We start from the raw sequence: 18,196 nt of genomic DNA, 5'->3' as shown, positions 1-18,196 counted from the left end.
TCGCGTTCATCGCGATCGGTCCGCGACCGTAACTCGCTCCAGTGTAAGCGATGTTGCCAGCCGCACGAGGCGTAGGTCGCGAGACTGTGGCAGAGAGTCGGTGCGGTAGTGATCTTCTCCGCGAGGCAGGCTCGCTCAGGCGGACAAGAGACGACGGCGAGCGGGGGACCCGCGGTGGCGGCGCGCGTCGCGCCACGGGAACTCGTCGCCGGGTCAGAGACGCTGGGCGGATCGGTCAGATAGGGACGGCGCACGCCGCGAGGCGCCAGCATCCAGGCGGGTGTCTGGTTCTGGGTCGTGATCGTGCCGGCACGGGGCGGCAGAGCCCGGGCACCGATACGAGTCTGGGCACCAATACGACAGGTCGCGCATGTCAGCGACAGCTGGCTAGGCATGTGGCCCGGCATGGTGTCTCTCCTCCCTTCAGAAAGCGCCCGATCATAATTTGCGATACGCGAAATTATTGAAAGTATTGATGATTTATGAGAATCGGGCGACAGCGTTGAACCGACTTTACCACGCCGATATGCCCCTAGCCATAGGGGGCGGCACCGGGGAAGTCATCCGGGTAGAATCGCCGGAGGACGTCGAAAAGGGGGACTCGAGCCGTGAGCCTGGCGCTTCCATCGGTGTATCCCGGATATCGAGGCGATCACCGATCGAGGTTCCCGGGGCGGCGGGATACGCTACACTGCGGGGGCAATTTGGTTGGCGTATCGACGCCGACATACAGGATATTCAGCATTAAGGATGTGCTTTTGTGAAGCGTTCACTGCCGGTCAAGGCTCCTGCCACACTCTCGCTCTGTCTTTGTCTAGCGCTTCTGGGATGTCAGAGCGTTGCCGATACGCATACTGTGTCGAACGCCTCGAACACGAGTGGCGCCGTGGCTTCGTCATCGTCGTCTTCCGTCGCTTCCGGGGCGACCTCCTCGAAATCGGCCGATGCTGCGGACAGCGCCGGTGAGAGTGCTGATGCCGCAACCGACGCCAAAGCAAGCCCGGAAACGCCGAAGGATCCGGCGGCGTTCGACGCCTGGGTGGCCGATTTCCGGCAGCGGGCCGCCGCCGAGGGTATCGATCAGGCAACCCTGGCCGAGGCGTTCGACCCGGTCAGCTATCAGCCCCGCATCCTCGAGTACGACCGCTCCCAGCCCGAATTCACCCGCCAGGTCTGGAGCTATCTCGACAGTGCCGTCTCGGCGCAGCGCGTTTCCACCGGCCGCGCGCGTCTTGCCGAACATCGCGCCACGGCGGATCAGGTAACGCAGCAGTATGGCGTACCGGGGGAGGTGATCGTCGCCATCTGGGGCATCGAGAGCAATTACGGCAGCAACTTCGGCAACTTCGAGACCATCGACGCGCTGTCGACGCTGGGGTTCGATGGCCGCCGCCAGTCGTTCGCGCGCGGCGAACTGATGGCCGCGCTCAAGATTCTACAGAACGGCGATATCGACCGCGATCGCATGCGGGGTTCCTGGGCCGGGGCGATGGGTCATACCCAATTCATTCCGAGCAGTTTCCTGGCCTACGCGGTGGATGAAGATGGCGACGGCCGTCGCGATATCTGGGGCAGCATTCCCGACGTGATGGCGTCGACCGCCAACTATCTGGAGGCTTCCGGCTGGCAGCGGGGGCAGCCCTGGGGCGTCGAAGTCACATTGCCGGACGACTTCGACTATTCGCAGACCGAGCTGTCGGTACGCCACGATGCCCGGGCGTGGCAAACCCAGGGAGTGAAGCGTCTCGACGGCAGCCCGCTGCCGGACTTCGATCAGGCCTCGGTCATCGCGCCCGCCGGCGCCAAGGGGCCGGCGTTCCTGGTCGGCCACAACTTCCGCGTGATCATGCGCTACAACGCCTCCACCAGCTATGCGCTGGCGGTGGCGACGCTGTCGGATCGGCTGGCCGGACGGCCGGGCATCCAGGGCGAGTGGCCGCGCGGGGAGCCGGCCCTGTCACGTGATCGCATCCGGCGCATGCAGCAGGAGCTCAATTCCCACGGGTTCGATGTCGGCACTCCGGATGGCCTGGTCGGTCCCAACACCCGTGCCGGATTACGCGCCTATCAGCGCAGCATCGGTGTCATTCCGGATGGTTACCCCACGCAGTCGCTGTTCCGGCGCCTGACCGAGAGCTGAACCGTCAGGGAAGGCTGAGCCGGACGCAAGCGCTGCGCCGAGCGCGGATCCGGCAGGGCTCGTTGCCTAGCTGTCCGGTCAGCCCTCGAATTGGCGCCGGTTTGATGGCCATTCCCACCCATGCCCGCGATCTTCCGACTGGCAGACTGTGGGCGCGAAACTCCAGAGGCGGTCAGCGGTAGAACGGCAGACTGCCTCGCATCATCGAGGAAGTCATGGGCGTCCAACGTTTCACTGCCAGCAATAGCCGCGAAGCCATGCGTCAGGTGAGGGCGGCGCTGGGGGATCAGGTACTGATCCTTTCCAACCGTTCCGTCGAGGGTGGCGTCGAGATCATCGCCATGCCCGAGCAGGAGCATGAGCAGACGCTCTCCAGCCTCGAGTCGCCGGCGGCGGAAGCGCCCCCCGCGGAAGCGCCGGCCCCGGCTCCGGCCCCCAACCCGACCCTGGAAACGCTGCAGGCCCTGAACCGCCAGTTGCTGGAGGACGTGCGCGCCATGCTTAGCGGGGGCACGGCTTCCTCGCAGAGCGACGCAGCATCGTTGACGACCGCATTGCGTCAACGTCTGATCCAGGCCGGCTTCAGCGCTTCGCTCGCCGACGAGGTCATTCAGGATCCGCCGGAAGAGCTGCGCGACGAACAACCGGAGTCCCCCGCCGCGAAGGCCTGGCTCGTGCGCCAGCTGCGCGCTCGCCTGTCGCTGCTGGATGACGAGGAAGCCCTGTTCGAGAGCGGCGGCGTGTTTGCCCTGGTCGGCCCCACCGGTGTCGGCAAGACCACCACCACCGCCAAGCTGGCCTCCCGCTACGTGATGCGTCACGGCCCGAAGGACGTCGCGCTGGTGACGACGGATAGCTACCGTATCGGTGCGGCCGAGCAGCTACGCATCTACGCCCGGCTGCTGGGCTCGGAAGTCCACGCGCTCGAGGAGAACGGCAATCTCGGCGACCTGCTGACGCGTCTGACCCAACCGCGCCGGGCGCTGCTGTCACGCAGCGGCGGCAAGAAGCTCACGGTGATCGACACGGTCGGCATGAGCCAGCGGGACCAGCGACTGGTGGGCGAGATCGCACGGCTGGGAGCCGGCCCGGCGCCGGCTCGACGGGTGCTGGTACTCAACGCAGCCAGTCACGGCGACACCCTGGCGCAGGTCATCGAGGCCTGGCAGCAGGCCTCGCAGGAAGCGGGAGAGCCGCTGTGGGGCTGCATTCTGACCAAGCTCGACGAAGCGGCGCGGCTGGGGAACGTGCTGGACGTGGTCATTCGCCACCGGCTCAGGCTCTGCTACGTCTCCCGGGGCCAGCGCGTGCCGGAAGATCTCGAACTCGTCGATGCCGACGCCCTGCTCGACGAGGCGCTGGCACTGGCCGGCGATTCGCCTTTCGTCAGCGAGGCGGCGGCCACGGTGCCTCCGCAGCAGGCGCGACAGCAGGCGCTTTCGCGCGGCGTTCTGCGCCAGCGCGATGCCCTGGTCACGACGCTCGATACCTTGAGACAGCACAACCTGGGCATGACGCTGCTCGAGCAGATCTGGCGCCGTGCCAAGCGCTCGACGCAAGCCGGGAGCGACGAGTTCGCCCGGCTCATGGCGGGCGCCACCCAGCAGAGCCTGCTGTCCGCGGCGGATGTGCCCCACGCGCTCTACTGGTCCAAGGCCACCAGCGTCAGTGGCGCCGAACAGGCAATGCCGCTGGTGTCGCTGGATCATCACGGCATGCCCCAACCGCTGACCTGGCCGCGACACCGGCTCCCCGCGGGCAGTGCCGAACAGTTTCGCTGGGCCGACGATCTCGGCGCGGGCTGGCATCTGCTGGCGCAACTGCCGGCCGTCGCCGACCTCGAACGTTTCGAGGCCGCCGGGCGCGGCTGGCTGGCGGCCGTGACCGGCGCGCGCCGGATTCGTCATGCCGGCGAATGGCTGCCGCTGTCCCGGGCGATGACGCTGGGCGAAGCCGTCGAGCCGCAACCCCTGCGCCACCAGGGGCGTGCCGCCACTCTTCACCTGACGCGGCTGGAAACGAGCGTCAGCCAGCGGCGCCAGGATGCCTACAGCCTGCCGGTGGTGGCGTGGTACGGCGAAATTCGCGACGCCGACGATGGCCGCAGGCTGGCCAGACGTTACTGGCTGAGCAGCAGCCAGGCGGGGCTCGATATCGCATCGCGCCTGCCCCCGGCGGTCATGGTCGAGACCCTGCCCGGGCTGACCCGGCAGGCCGATCAGGCAATGCAGGAGCGCGGACTGGTGAAAGATCGGGAGCAGCGCTGGCAGCTGGCCTCGACGCTGGCGGCGCTGGCGGTGCGCTTGAGTGCGGAAGAGGCGGGCTGGGCGATGGACGTTCGCGCACGGCTTTCCGGTATCGCCCAGCGCCGTTGCGGTCGTCGGCCCAAGGCGCTGATGGAAGCGCTGATGGATACGCTGAGCGCCCATGACGCACTGATGGGGCTCGACGCCAGCGGCCGGGGGCAGGCGGCATGACCGATCAGGCGGCAGGGCTGCGCGCCTGGGCTGCTCCCGGTTCCGTGTCGCTGGGGGTGATCGGCGAACCGGACGACGAGGCGCTGATGCAGGCGCTGGCGCAACTACCAGCTCCTGCGGGCCGGCGCTGGCAGGTCACGCTGGAAGCTCAGGCCGCGTCGGCGACCGTGCGGGCCTGGGTGCTGTGGGTCGATGCCGCGCAGGTCGACGTGGCCGATCTCTACCGGCGGGTGAAGCGGACGCTGGCACCGGTTGCCTCGAGCGCTGGCCCTGCCGTGCCTCTGCTGCTGTGGGTGCAAGACGCCGGCAACAGCGGGGCCAGGCCCACCCTGGATGCCGCGACGGCGCAGCTGCTCACCAACCTGGGCACGACGCTGCGGCGCTTTCTGAATATCGAACTCATCCGCGACCTGGCTGACTGGCAGCGCCGCCTGCCCGAGGAGTTACCGAAGCCGGCCACGGATTTTTGACGCGTGCATGAATGTTCTGACGCGCGCGGGCGCTCTCGGCCCAGCCGTCACGCCGCGCCATCGGGCCGGCAGCCGGCGGCTCAGAACAGTCGAGACAGCAGCGCCGTCACGGCCGTCTCGACGCGCAGGATGCGCTCTCCCAGATGGATCCCCTCGAAGCCCAGTTCGAGGAACTTCTCCACCTCGTAATCGACGAAACCGCCTTCCGGACCGATGGCCAGCAATGTGGCATCGCTGATGCCGCGCGGGCAGGCCTGAGCCAGCCCGGGGTGGGCCAGCAAACCGCGATGATCCGCGAGCATGGCCGGCAGTCGATCTTCCGCGAACGGCTTGAAACGGGTTTCGAACGCGATCTCCGGTAGCCGGGTATCGCGGGCCTGCTCCAGCCCGAGCAGCAGATGCTGGCGGATCTTTTCCGGCTTCAGCTCGGGAGATTGCCAATAGCTCTTCTCGACGCGGCGGGTATGCATCAGCGTTACGCGTTTGACCCCCAGCGCCGAGACGTGCTCCAGCGTTCGCGCCAGCATGCGCGGCCTCGGCAGTGCCAGCAGCAGGTGAACCGGCAGCGGCGCCGGCGGCTCGCGATCGAGCGTGACCCGGAACTGTGCTTCGGTATCGGTCAACGACAGCAGCTCGCCGCGGCCGATCAGGCCGTCGAGGGCGCCCACGGTCAGGCAGTCTCCCGGCGCGGCGCGATGGACTTCGCGGAGATGGTGCAGGCGGCGCGGATCATGGAGACAGGCGTGAGTGTCGTTCGCCCAATCTTCGGGCTGGAGCAGAATCAGGTTCATGGAGATGGCGGTTCAGCGCATGGCAACAGGGAGTCAGGCAGGCGGCCATTCTGCCTGAACGGCGCACGCGAACATAGCATGCGAATATAGCCGCCCAGGGCCAGCGGGATGCCCGAACACAGCGGCGAGCAGGACACCTTTCTGACATAATGCCCGTTCACTCTCTCACTCAGCCACTCACTCAGCCAATCAAGGCTCGGCAGAAGAAGGTTAGCGATGAAGGTTCTGATCATTGGCGGGGGCGGGCGCGAACATGCGCTGGCATGGAAAGCGGCACAATCACCGCAGGTCGAGACGGTTTTCGTGGCACCGGGCAATGCCGGCACCGCGCGGGAGCCGGGGCTGACCAACGTTGCCATCGATGTCATGGACAGCGAAGCGCTGATCGTCTTCGCGCGTGACAACGCCGTCGATCTGACGATCGTCGGGCCGGAAGCGCCGCTCGTCGCCGGCGTCGTCGACGCGTTCCAGGCAGCGGGGCTGGCCATCTTCGGCCCGACCGAGGGCGCCGCGCAGCTCGAGGGCTCCAAGGCATTCACCAAGGACTTCCTGGCACGCCACGCGATTCCGTCCGCCGACTACCAGACGTTCAGCGAGGTCGAATCCGCGCTGGCCTACCTCGGGCAGAAGGGCGCGCCGATCGTGATCAAGGCCGACGGGCTGGCCGCGGGCAAGGGCGTGGTCGTGGCGATGGCCGAAGCCGAGGCCGAAGCGGCGATCCGTGACATGCTCGAGGACAACGCCTTCGGCGATGCCGGAGCGCGGGTCGTGATCGAGGATTTCCTCGAGGGCGAGGAGGCCAGCTTCATCGTCATGGTCGATGGCGAGCACGTGCTGCCGATGGCCACCAGCCAGGATCACAAGCGCGCCGGCGACGGCGATACCGGGCCCAATACCGGTGGCATGGGCGCTTACTCGCCGGCGCCGGTGGTCACCGAGAGCGTTCATCGACGCATCATGGATGAGGTGATCCTGCCCACGGTGCGGGGCATGGCCGCCGAAGGCCACCCCTATACCGGTTTCCTCTACGCCGGGCTGATGATCGATGCCGACGGCGCCCCTAGAGTGATCGAGTACAACTGTCGTTTCGGCGATCCGGAAACCCAGCCGATCCTGATGCGGCTGAAGAGCGATCTGGTGGCGCTGTGCCAGGCCGCGCTGGAACGGCGTCTCGATCAGGTCGAGTGCGAATGGGATTCCCGTGCCGCCGTGGGCGTGGTGCTGGCGGCGAAAGGCTATCCCGGCAGCTATCGCAAGGGTGACGAGATTACCGGGCTCGACGCGGCGGACGCGGCCGGCTGCAAGGTGTTCCACGCCGGTACCCGCATGAGCGACGATGGTCGCGTCGTCACCAGCGGCGGGCGCGTGCTATGTGTGACCGCTCTCGGCAACACGGTCGGCGCGGCGACGTCGCAGGCCTATGCCGGGCTCGAGATGGTCCGCTGGGACGGCGCCGAATATCGCCGCGACATCGCCCATCGCGCCATTGCCCGAGAACGTCAGTCGTCCTGAACGATCGGGCGTCATAGAGACAAGGAAACCCGCCATGCAGCGTGCGATGCGCCAACGACCGGCCAATCGCCGGCTCGATCTGTCGAGCTATCGCGGGGCCACGTCGAATGGCCGCGGCAGCGCGCTGATCTGGCGAGAGCGGATCTGGCGAAAGCGGGTTTGGCGAAAGCGAGTTTGGCGAAACAGAGAGGCATCGCATGTCGCGTGAATTTCCGATCATCGCGGTGACCGGCTCGTCGGGAGCCGGTACCACCACGGTCAAGCGAACGTTCGAGCGCATGTTCGCCCGCGAGGACGTGCACGCCGCGTTCATCGACGGCGATGCCTTCCATCGCTACTCGCGGGCGGAGCTGGCGCAGATTCTGCAGACCGAGCCGGAGCGCAAGGCCGAGCTTTCTCACTTCTCGGTCAACGCCAACCTGCTCGACCGGCTCGACGCGCTGTTTCAGGAGTACGGCGAGAGCGGCAAGGGGACCTATCGCCACTACATTCATGCCGAAGACAAGCGCATGATCGAGGCGGGCTGGCAGGTCGGCACCTTCACCGACTGGCAGCCGATCCCCAGCGGCACCGACCTGATGCTCTACGAGGGGCTTCATGGTGGCCTGGTGACCCACGAGGTCGACATCGCCCGCCACGTCGACATGCTGATCGGCGTGGCGCCGACGATCAATCTCGAATGGCTGCAGAAGATCGATCGCGACACCAAGCTGCGGGGCTATTCCCAGGAGGCGGTCATCGACACGATTCTGGGCCGCATGCACGACTACGTGCGCTATATCCAGCCCCAGCTCTCCCGTACGCACATCAACTTCCAGCGCGTGCCGACGGTCGATACCTCCAACCCGTTCGAGCTTCAGGACGTACCCAACGATGGCGAATCCTTCGTGGTCATCCGCTTCCGCGACCCGGCGGCCGTCGACTTCCCCTATCTGGTCACCATGATTCATGATGCCTTCATGAGTCGCCCCAACACGCTGGTCGTGCCCGGCGCGCGACTGTCGCTGGCGATGGATCTGATCCTCGCGCCGCAGGTACGACAGCTGCTGGCCCAGCGACGCTTTCGCTGAGGCCGGGACATCATTTCGATATCAGGAGTTCTCATGGAGCCGACACTTTTCAGCAAGATCATCGATCGCGAGATACCGGCAGACATCGTCTACGAAGACGACGAGGTACTGGCCTTCAACGACATCGATCCCAAGGCGCCCACGCACATTCTGATCATCCCCAAGAAGCCGATCGCCACTCTCAACGACATCGAGGAAGAAGACCTGGCGCTGATCGGCCGGCTGCAGTACACCGCCGCCAAGCTGGCCAAGCAGCTCGGATTCGCCGAGGACGGCTACCGCGTGGTGATGAACTGCAACGAAGCGGGCGGGCAGTCGGTCTATCATATTCACATGCATCTGCTGGGCGGGCGCCGGATGCAGTGGCCGCCGGGCTGAGCGCAACGGCGCAACGCGCGCCGGCCCACTCGACAGTGACCGACCTTGTTAAGCCGCCAGACCGCCAGGAGACTCCGATGACACGCCAGATTTCCCGTGCCGACAATCTGATCCATCAGTTCGATACCGTGCTGCGCACGCTGGTACCCAAGGCGGCCCAGCCGAGTCGACCATCCCCGGCCAATGTGCAACCCGAAAGCTTTCTCGACGAGGAGCAGCGTCGTCAGGTCGCGGGGTTGATGCGCATCAACCATACCGGCGAGGTCTGCGCGCAGGCGCTCTATCAGGGTCAGGGCCTGACGGCGAAATTGACCGAGACCCGCGAACGCATGGAAGAAGCCGCCGCGGAGGAGATCGATCACCTGGCATGGTGCGACCAGCGCCTGCAGGAGCTCGACGGCCGCACCAGCTATCTCAACCCCGCGTTCTACGCCGCCTCCTTCGGCTTGGGCGCGCTGGCCGGCGCGATCGGCGACCGTGTCAGTCTCGGCTTCGTTGCCGCCACCGAAGAGCAGGTGGGACGCCATCTCGAGTCGCATCTGCGCAAGCTGCCGATCGACGACAAGCGCTCGCGGGCGGTACTGGAGCAGATGTGCATCGACGAAGCGCAGCACGAACGCTGGGCGCTGGAATCCGGCGGCAGCCGCTTCCCGCTACCGGTGAAGTGGGGCATGCGGTTGGTGTCGAAGGTCATGACGAAAAGCGTCTACCGGATCTGAACCGCAAGCGACGACGAAGGGGCAGCTTTAAAAAGCATCCTCGAACGAAAATGCCAGCGATAAACATCGCTGGCATTTTGCGTTTGAGGCAGGAGCCTGCTCTTCGCGGCTCGCGGCTCGCGTCTCGCGTCTCGCGTCTTACGCCTCGACGATCTCGTAGGAGTGGGTGATTTCCACGCCGCCCTTGGCGAGCATCAGCGAGGCGCTGCAGTATTTCTCGGCAGAGAGGTCGACGGCGCGCTTCACCACGGCATCCTTCAGCCCTTTGCCGGTGACGACGAAGTGGACGTGGATCTTGGTGAACACGCTGGGGGTGCCGTCGAAGCGCTCGGCTTCCAGGGTGGCGACGCAGTCGGTGACGTTGGCGCGAGCCTTTTCGAGAATCTGGATGACGTCGAACGACGTGCAGCCGCCGAGACCCATCAGCACCATTTCCATCGGGCGCGGGCCGGTGTTGCGGCCGCCGTGGTCCGGGTTGCCGTCGATCACGACACTATGGCCGCTGCCGGATTCGGTGACGAACTGGCGGCCGTCGGTCCATTTGACTGTGGCTTTCATGGCAAGGATTCCTTAGAGGGTGTTTACAAATTCGACGAGCGAAGGCAAGACAAGGCGAAATCGGTCGAAAAAGCGGAGTTTACATGGAGTAAATGAGTATTTTGAGATCGATTTCAACGCCGTATTGCCGAGCGCAGGCATTTTGTAAATGCCCTCTTACTGGGGATTCGTCGTTGAATCACGTGTTGATCGATGAGGGCAGAATAACATTCCCGGCCCTCGCTGGTGATGTCCGCGCCGTCATGACCGCAGCCTGGCTTCCAGTTCGGCCAGCCGTTCCGGGGTGCCGACATCGACCCAGTCGCCGCGATGGTGCCAGCCGCCGACACGGCCGGCCTGCATGGCCTCGGTCAGCAGCGGCGCCAGCCTGGCGACCGTGCCGACTGGCAGGTCGGCAACCAGTTGGGGGTGGATGACACCCAGGCCGGCATAGATCAGACGCGGTTCGCCCTCGGCATGCAGACGGCCGCGGGCATCGAGGTGAAAGTCGCCGCGACGATGGAAGTCGGTAGTGTTCACCATCACCAGCGAGGCCAGGTCGCCTTCGGTCAACGCCAGCCGCTCGAGGGGGAAGTCCGTCCAGACATCGCCGTTGACCAGCACGAAAGGCGCCTCGCCGAGCGCGGGTAACGCCTGGCGCAGGCCGCCGGCGGTTTCCAGCGGTGCCTCTTCGACGCTGAAGGTGAGCGAGACACCGTAACGGTCGCCGTCGCCGAGCGCATCGATGATCTGCTGCGCCCGGAAGCTGACATTGATCACGATGTCGCAAATTCCCGCCGCTGCCAGGCGTTCGAGATGATGGACGATCAGCGGCTTGCCGGCGACCGGCAGCAGCGGCTTGGGGCAGTGGTCGGTGAGCGGGCGCATGCGGGTGCCGAGGCCGGCGGCGAGAATCATCGCCTTCATGAGTCGCCTCCGCCGCCGTTGGCCGCGCGGTGCTCGGCCAGGCGCGCTTCCATGGCCGGGCGATAGCTTTCACGTAGCCAGGCGTGGAAGTCGCCGAGGGCGGGCAGTGCTTCCAGTCCGTCGTCGAGATGCGCGTAGAAGTGGGGCAGCCATTCGAGATAGCGCGGCTTGCCGTCGCGCAGGCAGAGCCGGCAGAACTGGCCGAGGATCTTGAGCTGGCGCTGGGCGCCGATCGCCTCGACGCTCGTGCGGAACGCTCGGGCGTCGATGTCAGGTGCGATGCGCCCCGCGGCGAGGCAGCGCTGGCGGAAGCCTTCGATCCAGTCGTCCATCTGCTGGCGCGACCAGCGATGGTAGCGCCCCCGCAGCAGCGAAATCAGATCGTAGCCGAGCGGCCCGGCCAGCGCGCCCTGGAAATCGATGATCCACAGCCGGTCCTCACGGATCATCAGGTTCATGGCGTCGAAGTCGCGGTGCACGGCGACGGTGGGGAGTCTGGCGATGCTGTCGAGCAGATGGCGCTTGACCTCCGGCCACTGTGGCGGCGTTTCGATCCCGAGCCAGCGCGTCAGGCCCCAGTCGGGGAAGCGGTCCATCTCTTCCTCGAGAAACGCGGGCTCGTAGCGCGGCAACGAGGAGAACGGTGCGCGCTGTTCGATGGCGTCGAGCAGGTCGAGCGCCTGCGCGGTGCCCGCCCGCGCGCCGGCATCGGTATCAAAATGGCGATGCAGGCTATCATTGCCGAGATCGTCGAGCTCGATGAATCCCTGTTCGAGGTCGACGGCATGGATCGTTGGCACCGGCAGCCCTGCGGCGTGCCATTCCCGGCCGATGGCCACGAAGGGGCCGCTATCTTCCAATGCCGGCGGCGCATCCATGACGATCCGGGTGGTGGCGTCGGGAAAGGTGACACGGCAGTAGCCGCGCAGGCTGGCATCGCCGGCGACCGCTTCCCATCGGCAGGCATCGGGTGAAAGACGGTGCTGGGTGGCGATCCAGTGACGAAGGGAGTCGAGGCGCAAGGTCATGCGGGCTTCCGGTCGTGATGATGAGGCGTTTCGATGTGTCGCTGCGTCCAGCTCGCGAGGCGAGTTGACGGGCCGGAGATGGCACCGCATGCTGGGCCCTAATCTGGGTGTGCCGTGCGAGTCGTCGATGCATCGTTCGTGCAGGGCGATACGTTTTCGAGCGCGACGGCGAGACATCGAACGGCTGGCGAGCAGTGTGCCGCGTTTGGCCCGCATCGCCAAATCGAAAGGTGCCGTCGAATTCGATGTAATGGACGCGGTAGACACTCGGACGGTTCAACAAGGAATGGCTTCGCGGCAACTCCCGTCGAGGTCTGTATAATACCGACTCCACTCGGCAAGGACACAGAGGACATGGGCAAGCGACTGGTCTGGACTGCCCTGACTGGCCTGATTTCATCGACGGCCCAGGCGGCGCCCCCCGCACCGTTACCCGCGGATCAACTGGATTGGGCGCCATGGGGCGATCAAGCGCCGGCCGGCGCCCTGTGTGGTGGCCGCTATATCGAACCGGGCTATTTGCTGCCCGAAGGCAAGACCCCCGAAGAGGTGCTGTCCGACTCGGCATCGGCCGAGTACGGCAACGACGGTGAAACCATCCTGGGCGGGAACGTCGTGCTGCGGCGCGGCGAGAGCCAGCTGGAATCGCCGCGAGTTAGCGTCAATGCCGCGCGCGACACGGCATTCGCCGAAGGACCGCTGGCCATTCGCTATCCGGGCATGCTGGTACGTGGCGAAGAAGGCCAGGTATCGCTCGACAGCGATGCCGCGCGTATCGATGACGCGCACTACGTGGTTCACGATCAGCGGATTCGAGGCGACGCCCAGTCGATGCAGCGTCTCGCCGATGGCCGCTACCGCATGCGTGAGGCCAGCTTCACTACCTGCGCACCGGATAGCCGGCTATGGCGTCTGGTGGGAAGCGACGTCACCATCGATCGCGAGCAGGGGTTCGGCACCGCATCCAACGCGCGGCTGGAAATGGGAGACGTCCCCGTCTTCTACTGGCCTTGGGTGCGTTTCCCTATCGATGATCGGCGTCAAAGCGGCTTTCTATGGCCGACGATGGGAATCTCCAGCGACGGTCTCGATTACAGCCAGCCCTACTATCTCAACCTGGCGCCCAATTACGACGCCACGATCACGCCGCGGGTCATCTCCGATCACGGCTTCATGCTGGGTGGCGAATTCCGCTATCTGTTCGGCAGCGACCAGGGCTCGATCGAAGGCTCCTACCTGCCCAACGACAACGGTGGCGAGAGCGACAACCCCAACGATCCCGACGACGCCTTCGACGGCGAGGATCGCTGGTACGTCGATTACAGCCACTACGGTCGGTTCACCGAACGGCTGGATTACGCCATGCGCTACGGCGCCGCGAGTGACGGGCGCTACTTCGATGACTTCGGTCGCGACTTCGGCGAGCAGGATACCGAGTATCTCGAACGCCTGGCGCGGCTGAGCTATCAAGGCACGACCTGGAATCTCGATGCGCGGGCGCAGGGCTACCAGCGGATGGACTACCCGCTGGACGAGGACGACCGTCCTTACTATCAGTTGCCGAGCCTGACCGCCAACGCGCGCTGGCAGCAGGACAACGGCTTCTACCAGGAGTGGAACTCCAACGCGACCTACTTCTGGCGCGATCTGCAAGGCGTCGACAGCGACGGCTTCTGGGAAGACGAGGAAACCGGCAACACGCGTCGCATACTGCTGCGCGAAGCGGCCAACGGTACGCGCGTCAACCTGACGCCGGCCATCGGCTGGCGTGCCCAGCCCAGTTGGGGCTTCCTCGAGCCGCGCTTCCAGCTCTGGCAGACCAATTACGAGCTCGACTACGGCAACCGGGATACCGACCGCGACGAGAGTCTGTCGCGCACCGTGCCGGTGTACTCGGTCGACTCCGGGCTGATCTTCCAGCGCGACGTGTCGCTGTTCGATAACGACTGGAAACAGACCTTCGAGCCGCGTCTCTACTACGCCTACGTGCCCGAGCGCGACCAGTCGGAGTTCCCGGAGTTCGATACCGACGAGCGTTCGGTCTCCTGGAGCCAGCTGTGGTCGCCTTACCGGTTCACGGGCGCCGATCGCGTGGGAGACGTCAACAAGCTCTCTTATGGGGCCTCGACGCGCTTCCTCGAGGACGATACCGGCCGTGAGCGGCTGTCGCTCTCCGTGGGGCAGAGTGCCTACTTCTCCGATCGCAACATCGACATTGAAGGCGATCCGGATACGTTGCCGGACAAGGAAACCAACTACGAGGACTGGTATCGCGCCACCCGCGATCGTTCGCCGGTCATCACCCAGCTCGATTGGCGCATCAACGACCAGTGGCGCTCGCGTTACGAGTGGTTCTACGATCCCGATCGTTCCACCACCGAACGAACGTCGGCGTATCTCCAGTATCTGAGTCCTGTCGGTCACGTAGTGAACCTTGGCTACCGTTGGCAACTCCAAGGGTTCGATCCCTCGGGTTATGCGGAGGATCGTCTGGGCTACGACCGGGAAGATTTCGACGTGTCGTTCGCCTACAAGGCGACGTCGTCCCTGGATCTGATCGGCCGCTACCTCTACGACAATACCAACAGCCGCGATCTGGAAACCCTGGCCGGTGTCCAGTTCAACAGCTGCTGCAGCGCGGTGCAGGTGGTATGGCGCGAATGGGTCGAGGACAATCACACTGCCAACACCATCGAAGACGATTACACCGACCGAGGCCTGTTCCTGCGTTTCGTGTTCAAGGGGCTGGGCGGCGTCGGTCAGGAAGCCGACAGCTACTTCGCGCAGGCCGTGCCGGGTTACGAAGCGACGCAGTTCTGACGAAACCGGGCCGGCGAGAGATCGCAGTCAATCAATGTTTACGGCGAGCCCGAGCGGCTCGCCGCTCCATCAAAGCAAGAGAGGTAGGCATGCGTCCTAGAGTATGGATCCCCCTGGCGCTGGTAATGCTGCTGTCGCCGTTGTCCGCGATGGCGGAGGTGGTGCCGCTGGATCGTATCGTTGCCGTGGTCAACGACGATGCCATCATGCACAGTCAGCTCGAAAGGCGTGTCGTCCAGGCGCGCGACCAGCTGCAGGCCAACAATATCCCGATGCCGCCGGGACAGGCGCTGGAGCGTCAGGTGCTGGATCGCATGATTGTCGAGCAGATCGAGCTGCAGATGGCCGAAGATGCCAATCTGAGCATCGATGAAACCCAGCTCAACAGCACCATGCGTGGCATTGCCGAAAACAACGGCATGAGTCTGGACGAGTTCGCCAATACGCTGGAACAGCAGGGCCAGAGCCTGGCCGAAGTGCGCGAGCAGGTTCGGCGCGAGCTGCTGATTCGCCAGGTACAGCAGAGCCGGGTCGCCAGCAGGGTCACGGTGTCGGATCGGGAGGTCGATCGTTTCCTGAGCCAGCGCAGCGAAAACAGCAACGTTGCCTACCATCTCGCTCAGATCCTGGTCGCCGTGCCCCAGTCGCCGACGCCGGATCAGGTCACCCAGGCGCAGGCGGAGGCGCAGAAGCTCTATCAGCAGCTGCGGGATGGCGCCGACTTCCAGCAACTCGCCGTGGCCGAGTCCGACGACGCCCAGGCGTTGCAGGGGGGCGATCTCGGCTGGCGCCAGTCGGCGCAGATTCCCACCATCTTCTCCGACGTCATTCCCGATCTCTCTCCGGGAGAAGTCAGCGAGCCGATCCGCAGCCCCAGCGGCTTCCACCTGGTCAAGCTGATCGAGACCCGTGGCGGTGACAGTGGCCAGATGAGCCGGGAGCAGGCCAGCCAGGCGATCTTCCAGCGCAAGGTGAGTGACGAGCTCGAGGCGTGGACGCAGGAAATCCGTGCCAGCGCCTACATCGACAACCGTCTCGACCGGAACTGATGACATTGCCGGTACTGGCATTGACCACCGGCGAACCGGCCGGTATCGGTCCCGAGCTCGCCCTGGCGGCGGCGCGGGACTGGCAGCAGCTGGATGCAACGGTAGTCGCCGTCGGCGACCCGGACCTGCTGGCCGAACGGGCAAGGCGGCTGGGCTGGTCGGTCGAGCTCGACGTGCTAGCTCCCGGCGATGCATTGCCGGCGCCAATCAATGGCCGGCTGCCGGTCTGGCCGGTGTCGCTGGCAGCGCCCTCGACGCCAGGACGGCTCGATCCCGCCAACGCCGGTTACGTGCTGAAGACGCTGGATGTCGCCATCGAGGCCTGTCAGCAGGGCATCGCCGATGCGATGGTGACGGCGCCGCTGCACAAGGGCGCGATCATCGAAGGCGGGCATGTCGGCTTCACCGGACATACCGAGTATCTGCGTGACGCCTGCGGTGCCGAGGAGGTGGTGATGATGCTGGCCACCGAACGCACCGCCAGGCCGCTGCGGGTCGCCCTGGCCACCACGCATCTGCCGCTCTCCCGGGTCTCCAGCGCGATCACCGGCCCCGGCCTGATGCGTGTCGGCCGGATCCTGGCGGCCGAGCTGGAGCAGCGCTTCGACATCGCGTCGCCGCGCATCCTGGTCTGCGGGCTCAACCCCCACGCCGGCGAGGATGGTCATCTGGGCCGCGAGGAGATCGAGGTCATCACGCCCGCGCTGAACCGACTGCGCGAAGAAGGGCTCGACCTGATCGGGCCGTTACCGGCGGATACGCTGTTCACGCCGCGCCATCTCGATCACGCCGATGCGGTGCTGGCGATGTATCACGACCAGGGCCTGCCGGTGCTCAAGTATGCCGGGTTCGGGCAGGCCGCCAATATCACGCTGGGGCTGGGCATGGTACGGACCTCCGTCGATCACGGCACCGCACTCGATCTTGCCGGCACTGGCCTGGCCGATGTGGGTAGCCTCCGGGTGGCACTGCAGGTGGCCCGCCAGATGACGGCCCGCGTTCACTGAAGGAATTCGTTTTTCATGTCTACACGCTCCTCCGACCGTTCTCCGATGCCGCGTGCCCGGAAGCGTTTCGGTCAGAACTTTCTCCGCGATAGTGGAGTGATCTCCCGCATCGTGCGTGCCATCGCCCCGCGTAGCGGCGATCGCCTGATCGAAATCGGCCCCGGCCAGGGCGCGTTGACCGGCCCGATCCTCGAAGCGGCCGGCGCGCTGGAAGTGATCGAGCTCGATCGCGACCTGATCCCCGGATTGCGGGTGCAGTTCTACGACTACCCCGATTTCAGGATTCACGAAGGCGACGCGCTCAAGTTCGATTTCCACGCGTTGTCGCAGCAGGATGGCAGGCCGTTGCGGGTGGTGGGCAACCTGCCCTACAACATCTCCACGCCGCTGATCTTCCATCTGCTGGCCGCGCGCGGCGCCATCCAGGACATGCACTTCATGCTGCAGAAGGAGGTCGTCGAGCGCCTCGCCGCCGAACCCGGCGGGCCGGACTGGGGGCGACTGTCGGTGATGACCCAGTATCACTGCGCGGTCGAATCGCTGTTCATCGTGCCGCCCGGTGCCTTCGTGCCCCAGCCCAAGGTGGACTCGGCGATCGTGCGATTGACGCCCTATGCCGAGCTGCCGTCGCCCGCTCACGACGAGGCCCATTTCGCCGACGTGGTGCGGGTGGCATTCGGCCAGCGGCGCAAGACGCTGCGCAACAATCTCAAGGGGGTGATCGACGCCGAGGCGCTGGAGTCGCTGGGCATCGACCCCGGCCGCCGCCCCCAGACGCTGCGCGTCGAGGAGCTGGTCGCCATCAGCAATCACCTGACAGGCAGCGCGACGAGCCACCCAGTGACGGAGAAGACCTCATGAGCGAGACGACACCAGACATCACGGTCGACGTCGAGCCAGCGTTTCGCGAGGACGAATCGTCGCCCAACGACAAGCGTTTCGTGTTCAGCTACACGGTGACCGTTCACAACCATTCCGACCGCAGCGTGCAGTTGCTGTCGCGCTACTGGAAGATCACCCAGGGCCACGGCAAGGTGCAGGAAGTGCGTGGCAACGGCGTGGTCGGCAAGCAGCCGACGATCACCGCCGGGCACAGTTTCCGCTACACCAGTCGCGCGGTCATCGAATGCCCCGTCGGCGTCATGCAGGGCAGCTATACCTGCATCGACCTGTCCACCCAGGCCTCCTTCGACGTCGCCATCGCGCCGTTTCGGCTGGCCGGTCCCAACCAGATCCACTGATCGAGGCGGTCGAATCGACCATCTCGGCCG

Annotated in this window: 16 protein-coding genes; 12 read left to right on the top strand and 4 right to left on the bottom strand. The window is 65.5% G+C overall.

Annotation, left to right across the window (positions count from 1 at the left end):
* Positions 1-886: 886 nt before the first annotated feature.
* The 3 genes from ACWHY3_RS15200 to ACWHY3_RS15190 all read left to right on the top strand — a co-directional run bounded on the left by ACWHY3_RS15200 (position 887) and on the right by ACWHY3_RS15190 (position 5,087).
* A complete protein-coding gene (locus ACWHY3_RS15200) occupies positions 887-2,140 on the top strand; it encodes a lytic murein transglycosylase (protein WP_256961090.1) in 1,254 nt (417 codons plus the stop codon).
* A 215-nt stretch (positions 2,141-2,355) separates the two neighbouring features.
* Positions 2,356-4,617: a flagellar biosynthesis protein FlhF gene (gene flhF, locus ACWHY3_RS15195; RefSeq protein WP_448126905.1), complete on the top strand. Its 2,262-nt coding sequence runs from the start codon at positions 2,356-2,358 to the stop codon at positions 4,615-4,617.
* A complete protein-coding gene (locus tag ACWHY3_RS15190; RefSeq protein ID WP_448126904.1) occupies positions 4,614-5,087 on the top strand; it encodes a hypothetical protein in 474 nt (157 codons plus the stop codon). Before flhF ends, ACWHY3_RS15190 begins: the two co-directional genes overlap by 4 nt.
* Positions 5,088-5,167: 80 nt before the next feature.
* Here ACWHY3_RS15190 and ACWHY3_RS15185 read toward each other — a convergent pair whose 3' ends face one another.
* A complete protein-coding gene (locus tag ACWHY3_RS15185; RefSeq protein WP_087718246.1) occupies positions 5,168-5,878 on the bottom strand; it encodes a 16S rRNA (uracil(1498)-N(3))-methyltransferase in 711 nt (236 codons plus the stop codon).
* A 216-nt stretch (positions 5,879-6,094) separates the two neighbouring features.
* Here ACWHY3_RS15185 and purD point away from each other — a divergent pair, with 216 nt between their 5' ends.
* From purD to coq7, 4 genes are all read left to right on the top strand, one after another.
* The gene (gene purD, locus ACWHY3_RS15180) at positions 6,095-7,390 is read left to right on the top strand and encodes a phosphoribosylamine--glycine ligase (RefSeq protein WP_087718245.1); all 1,296 of its coding nucleotides are present in this window, start codon (positions 6,095-6,097) and stop codon (positions 7,388-7,390) included.
* 197 nt (positions 7,391-7,587) lie between these two features.
* On the top strand, positions 7,588-8,460 hold the full coding sequence (locus ACWHY3_RS15175) for a phosphoribulokinase (protein ID WP_071231367.1): 873 nt from the start codon (positions 7,588-7,590) through the stop codon (positions 8,458-8,460).
* Between the two features lie 33 nt (positions 8,461-8,493).
* Positions 8,494-8,838 (top strand): histidine triad nucleotide-binding protein, encoded by a 345-nt coding sequence (locus ACWHY3_RS15170; protein WP_071231368.1) that lies wholly within the window; start codon positions 8,494-8,496, stop codon positions 8,836-8,838.
* A gap of 77 nt (positions 8,839-8,915) precedes the next feature.
* The gene (gene coq7, locus ACWHY3_RS15165; RefSeq protein ID WP_087718244.1) at positions 8,916-9,557 is read left to right on the top strand and encodes a 2-polyprenyl-3-methyl-6-methoxy-1,4-benzoquinone monooxygenase; all 642 of its coding nucleotides are present in this window, start codon (positions 8,916-8,918) and stop codon (positions 9,555-9,557) included.
* Positions 9,558-9,695: 138 nt separating this feature from the next.
* On the opposite strand, the gene ACWHY3_RS15160 is transcribed toward coq7, so the two are convergent.
* From ACWHY3_RS15160 to ACWHY3_RS15150, 3 genes are all read right to left on the bottom strand, one after another.
* Entirely contained in the window at positions 9,696-10,115 is a 420-nt protein-coding gene (locus tag ACWHY3_RS15160) for an OsmC family protein (protein WP_110630446.1), read from the bottom strand.
* 240 nt (positions 10,116-10,355) lie between these two features.
* Complete coding sequence (murU, locus tag ACWHY3_RS15155; protein ID WP_332778965.1) at positions 10,356-11,021, bottom strand: N-acetylmuramate alpha-1-phosphate uridylyltransferase MurU; 666 nt, start codon at positions 11,019-11,021, stop codon at positions 10,356-10,358.
* A complete protein-coding gene (locus ACWHY3_RS15150; RefSeq protein ID WP_448126903.1) occupies positions 11,018-12,049 on the bottom strand; it encodes an aminoglycoside phosphotransferase family protein in 1,032 nt (343 codons plus the stop codon). Before ACWHY3_RS15150 ends, murU begins: the two co-directional genes overlap by 4 nt.
* Before the next feature lie 354 nt (positions 12,050-12,403).
* Here ACWHY3_RS15150 and ACWHY3_RS15145 point away from each other — a divergent pair, with 354 nt between their 5' ends.
* From ACWHY3_RS15145 to apaG, 5 genes are all read left to right on the top strand, one after another.
* Entirely contained in the window at positions 12,404-14,869 is a 2,466-nt protein-coding gene (locus tag ACWHY3_RS15145) for an LPS-assembly protein LptD (RefSeq protein ID WP_087718240.1), read from the top strand.
* An 89-nt stretch (positions 14,870-14,958) separates the two neighbouring features.
* A complete protein-coding gene (locus ACWHY3_RS15140; RefSeq protein WP_322527976.1) occupies positions 14,959-15,918 on the top strand; it encodes a peptidylprolyl isomerase in 960 nt (319 codons plus the stop codon).
* Positions 15,918-16,925 (top strand): 4-hydroxythreonine-4-phosphate dehydrogenase PdxA, encoded by a 1,008-nt coding sequence (gene pdxA, locus ACWHY3_RS15135; RefSeq protein WP_087718238.1) that lies wholly within the window; start codon positions 15,918-15,920, stop codon positions 16,923-16,925. The genes ACWHY3_RS15140 and pdxA overlap by 1 nt, the downstream gene beginning before the upstream one ends.
* Positions 16,926-16,940: 15 nt before the next feature.
* Positions 16,941-17,786 (top strand): 16S rRNA (adenine(1518)-N(6)/adenine(1519)-N(6))-dimethyltransferase RsmA, encoded by an 846-nt coding sequence (rsmA, locus tag ACWHY3_RS15130; RefSeq protein ID WP_087718237.1) that lies wholly within the window; start codon positions 16,941-16,943, stop codon positions 17,784-17,786.
* Positions 17,783-18,166 carry a Co2+/Mg2+ efflux protein ApaG gene (apaG, locus tag ACWHY3_RS15125; protein ID WP_087718236.1) on the top strand — a complete coding sequence of 128 codons (384 nt, stop codon included), beginning with the start codon at positions 17,783-17,785 and terminating at the stop codon, positions 18,164-18,166. Before rsmA ends, apaG begins: the two co-directional genes overlap by 4 nt.
* Positions 18,167-18,196 lie beyond the last annotated feature (30 nt).

The sequence above is a fragment of the Salinicola sp. NYA28a genome (assembly GCF_976982775.1).
This window is presented reverse-complemented; position numbering and strand designations above follow the sequence as displayed.